At 24.0% G+C, this 4,910-nt stretch carries 6 protein-coding genes; 4 read left to right on the top strand and 2 right to left on the bottom strand.

What is annotated here, in order from left to right; translation table 11 throughout:
• A partial coding sequence (locus KJQ99_RS08660; RefSeq protein WP_214150559.1) for a hypothetical protein occupies positions 1-393 on the top strand: 393 nt, incomplete at its 5' end.
• Entirely contained in the window at positions 394-1,143 is a 750-nt protein-coding gene (locus KJQ99_RS08655; RefSeq protein WP_214150558.1) for a hypothetical protein, read from the top strand.
• 28 nt (positions 1,144-1,171) lie between these two features.
• Here the strand turns inward: KJQ99_RS08655 and KJQ99_RS08650 are convergent, their stop codons facing one another.
• On the bottom strand, positions 1,172-2,125 hold the full coding sequence (locus tag KJQ99_RS08650; protein ID WP_214150557.1) for a hypothetical protein: 954 nt from the start codon (positions 2,123-2,125) through the stop codon (positions 1,172-1,174).
• A gap of 65 nt (positions 2,126-2,190) precedes the next feature.
• On the opposite strand from KJQ99_RS08650, the gene glsA reads away from it, so the two are divergent.
• Both glsA and KJQ99_RS08640 read left to right on the top strand, forming a co-directional pair.
• On the top strand, positions 2,191-3,102 hold the full coding sequence (gene glsA, locus KJQ99_RS08645) for a glutaminase A (protein ID WP_214150556.1): 912 nt from the start codon (positions 2,191-2,193) through the stop codon (positions 3,100-3,102).
• A gap of 114 nt (positions 3,103-3,216) precedes the next feature.
• A complete protein-coding gene (locus KJQ99_RS08640; protein ID WP_214150555.1) occupies positions 3,217-3,699 on the top strand; it encodes a hypothetical protein in 483 nt (160 codons plus the stop codon).
• A gap of 54 nt (positions 3,700-3,753) precedes the next feature.
• On the opposite strand, the gene KJQ99_RS08635 is transcribed toward KJQ99_RS08640, so the two are convergent.
• Positions 3,754-4,910, bottom strand: a 1,157-nt coding sequence (locus KJQ99_RS08635; protein WP_214150554.1) for a BspA family leucine-rich repeat surface protein, incomplete at its 5' end; no start/stop codon positions are given.

Below are 4,910 nucleotides of genomic sequence, written 5' to 3'. Positions count from 1 at the left end.
CAGCTTAGAGTAGATTTTAAAACTATACAAATTGATAACGAAATTTATGAAAAATATAAAATAAATGAAGCACTTGCTAAATATAATATACAAGATACCATATTCAACACAAAAACAATACTATTTAATAAAGAGCTTGATTGCTTTTTTATTGATTGTGATTTAAATTCAAATAGAATATTTTGGATTTTAAAATATAAAACAGATATTATTAAAATACTTCTTGTGCATAAAAAGCGTTTATCAACTGATACTGCTATATTTGTAATCATAGATATTGCGGGTAATAATTTACTTAGCGAAGAAGAAGTGATTTATTTATTAAAAGAAATCTTAGATATTTATAATCAAGATAAACAAATAAAATACACATTATTAGATAAAAAATATTAAATGATTAAAGAAATTTTAAAATTCATAATTATATTTGCTTTAACTCTTATAAATGCTGTTTTTATATATCTTGCAATTAAATCTTGTTTTATTGAAAATTATTTGTTTTTAATGTTTGTTTATATGTTTGTTCATTATTTTGTTTTATCAATGAAGTATTTTTATGATAAATCAAAATTTTTTGCTATTGTTTTATTTAGTTTAATTTCGCTTATTTTTGTAGTAGAAAATTGGCTATATTTTATAATTTTTATCGCTATTTATATCCTTGTAATTTATATATTAAGAGAAGTTGATACAAGCAATGCGATTTATGTGATTAATCCAAAAAGATTTGATTTAGTTCATATAACTTTTGGATTTTTAATGCTGCTTTCATTTATTAGTATTGTAAGCTTTTTAAAAGATGAATTAATTATTTATAAAATAATCGGCGTAGTAATTATATTATGCACTTTAATTATATTTTGTGGTGTTAAAAGAGTGATTTGCTATGAAGATTGCTTGGTGTTTGTAAAAGGCTTAGGAGTTAGCAAAATAAAATATGATGATATTAAGGAATATTATTTTTTTAAAACAAATTTTAAAAATACTATAAGAATTTTTTTAAAGCAAAAAAGATTTAAGATTTTTTATAAATCTTATGAGCTTTCCTTTAATAAATTTAATAAAAGCGATTTAGAAAAATTAGAAGAATTAATCAATAAAAATGAAAATAAAAATAAAGGAAGTATATTTCAATGGATTTAAAAGCATTAGAGCTGATTGCGTGGTAAAACTATTTGTTTTGTTGCTTTTTTATATAGTCTTTATCTAATTCATAATGCTTATTTTTATCTACAATGTATTCTAAAGTTTCGTTAATGTTTTTTCTAAAAAATACTTTTAAGCTAAATTTTGCTTTTTGATCATTATATGGAACTGAAAATACCATATTTTTGGTTTGATAAATAGTATATATTTTAAAATCTTGCATAATATAGATTATTAGATTTGTAGCTACTCTAAAAGTATTTTTTGAAATTCCTAAGATGAATTTTATTAACATATCTTTATTTTGCTCGTTAGCTTGTATGACTTTATCTGTATAAAATGCTACACTAGTGCTAAAAATAGGCTGAAAGCTTTTGTATTTAAACAAAATATCATTTTTATCAATTTCAATTCTAGCTTTATAAAAATTATTATCTTGTGCTATGTTTTGTTTGACAACAACTAACACATCTATAAAAAATTTACTCTCATCTTCTATTATAAAAAAATTATTTTCTTTAATAAATTTAAGTTTTTTTCTTATATTTGAAGTTAATAAAATAGTAAAGCAATAAGCTAAAAATGGTAAAAAATATGCCAAAAAACTCCCGTGTAAATTCCAATATCTAGTATATGAATAAACATATTTTGCATAATAAAAATAATCTAAACCTATGTAGGTGAGTAATATTAAAAATAAAAATTTGATGAAATTACAAAAAATCTTTGAATATTCATAATATATTGTAAAATTATTTTTCATAAAAGTCGCATTTATACTGATTTTGCTTGTTGATTTTATTTGATTGATTTTTTCATTTGCTTCTTGATTTATATACTCTTTATCATTTGCTAAAATTCTTAAAAACATTATAAAGCAACCATATATTACAATAATTACAAATAAAGTAATGCTAAGTGCTAAATGTCTAATAAATAAATCAGGATTTATAAAAAATGATTTTATGCTATCAAGCAATTTTGCCCCTTAATTTGATATATTATAATAATTATAAAATTATATTTTAATTATAGGATTTAAATATGCAAGAGTTGTTAGATAGATTAGTAAAAGATAATATTAAATATACAAAATTAGGAAGATTGGCAAATTATATCCCAGAGCTTAGCAAGGCTAAATTAGACGCTTTGGGAGTTTGCGTGATTGATAAGGATTATAATGTTTTTTGCTCGGGTGATAGTGAGCTAAGGTTTAGTATTCAAAGTGTTTCTAAAATAGTTACTTTAATGTTAGCTTTATTAGATAATGACTATGAGTATGTATTCTCAAAAGTAGGTGTTGAGCCTACAGGAGATGCCTTTAATTCAATTATGAAACTTGAAACATCAAACAATAAAAAGCCATTTAATCCAATGATAAACGCAGGTGCTATTGCAGTTGCTTCTATGATTAAAGGCAAAAATGCTGAAGAGAGATTTAATAGAGTGCTTGAGTTTTTTCGTTTGATTACTGATGATAATGAAGCGTCATTAAGCACTAAAATATACGAAAGCGAAAATAAAACAGGCAATAAAAATAGAGCCTTAGCGTATTTTATGAAAAATGATGGGATTATTAGTGATGATGTTGAGGTGGCTTTAGAAGTTTATTTTAAACAATGCTCAATACTAGCTAACACAAAAAGCCTAGCTAAATTAGGATTATTTTTAGCTAATGATGGGCTTAAAGATGGTAAGCAAATAGTTAGTAAAAAAATAGCTAGAACGATTAAGAGTTTAATGCTAACTTGTGGAACTTACGATTTATCGGGAGAAATAGCTGTAAGGGTAGGACTTCCATGTAAAAGTGGTGTGGGCGGTGGTATGGTATCGCTTGTCCCTAGAGAATTTGGTATAGGGGTTTATGGGCCAGCACTTGATAGCAAGGGTAATTCAATAGGTGGTGTTAGGATATTAGAGGGTTTATCTAAAGCTTTAGATTTATCAATTTTTTAAATTAATCTAAAATAATTAAAAGTATCTAGTAATTTTGTGCTTTATATTTTGAGTTTTAAGATTTAAATTCTTATAATTTCACTATATTAATTTGCATATTTTATAAGGGCTAATGTGATAGAATGGATATATAATAAATTAATAAAAGTTTTTGTTGCAACTTGCTTTAAAGTTTTGATATTTATTGTTTTATTGTATGTAATTTCTTGGTCTTTTTTAATGTTATATATGGATACTTTTATACTTACTTTAATACCATTAAGATACTTATTGCCATGGTTTTTTATAGATGACGATGATGCTTATGCTCGAGGTTTTTTGTTAGGTTTTTTGTTGCTTATGATATGGAGTTATTTTAGTATATCTGCGACTAAAATCTATTGTAAAAATATTATTAATTTTTATAAAGGCGAGAAAGATTTAGGCTTTTTATTTTATTTTACCTTATTTAGTATTCTAAATGCGTTTTTTAAATTTTGCTTTTTAAAATTAGGAGATATTCACAATAGCACTTTAACTCTTGCTATTGCTTTAATATCTACGATTTTAATTTATTTTTATATAAATTATACGATTAAGAAAAGAAAATCATATTAAATAATAATAGTAATGATATTACAAGGATAATTAAAAAATAAGAATTTGAAATTCCTATTTCAAATTCTTAAATTTTTTATGTTTTTCTATGAAATCTGTATAAAATTTAGGCTTTTCTTTTAAATTATCACATTTATAAAACATACTCATTAAATTTTTAACTTTTATAATATTAAAATCTAAAAACTGATTAAAACTAGAACATTTAGAAAACATTTCACCCATATTTTCTACATTTGAAGTGTCAAAGACTAATGCTTGATTAAAACTAGAACAACCCTTAAACATTTTACCCATATTTTCTACATTTGAAGTGTCAAAATTTAGCGGTTGATTAAAATTCTTACAATCAAAAAACATATAACTCATATTTGTAACTTTTGCAGTATTAAAATTTAAAGTTTGGTTAAAATTTTCACAAGCTGCAAACATATGAGTCATATTTTCAACTTTTAAAGTATCGAAGTTTAATGCTTGATTAAAACTAGAACAACCATAAAACATAGCACTCATATCAATCACATTTGAAGTATCAAAGTTTAATAGTTGATTAAAGTCAAAGCAATTTTCAAACATATGGCTCATATTAGTTACACTTGAAGTATCAAAGCTTAAGGCTTCATTAAAATATTCACAATTACTAAACATAGCACTCATATCAATCACATTTGAAGTATCAAAGCTTAATGGCTGATTAAAACTAGAACAACCTTTAAATATACCACTTATATTTTGCACATTAGAAGTATCAAAGCTTAATGGCTGATTGAAGTAGCTACAGCCACTAAACATACAACTCATATCAATCACATTTGAAGTATCAAAGTTTAATAGCTGATTAAAGCTATGGCAACCACTGAACATATAACTCATAGTTTCAACTTTGGAAGTATCAAAATTCAAAGCTTGATTAAAACTAAAACAATTATTAAACATAAAGCTCATATTTGTAACTTTTGAAGTATCAAAGCTTAATGGCTGATTAAAGTTAGAACAACCCAGAAACATTGAGCTCATATTTGTAACTTTTGAAGTATTGAAATTTAAAACTTCATCGAAATTCTCGCACCATTCAAACATACTACTCATATCAACGACATTTGAAGTATTGAAATTTAATGGTTGATTAAAATCAAAGCAATTTTCAAACATATGGCTCATATTAGTTACTTTTGAAGTATCAAAGCTCAAAGCTTCATTAAAATACTCAC

It is taken from the genome of Campylobacter sp. 2018MI13 (assembly GCF_018501135.1).
Lineage (GTDB): Bacteria > Campylobacterota > Campylobacteria > Campylobacterales > Campylobacteraceae > Campylobacter_E.
This window is presented reverse-complemented; position numbering and strand designations above follow the sequence as displayed.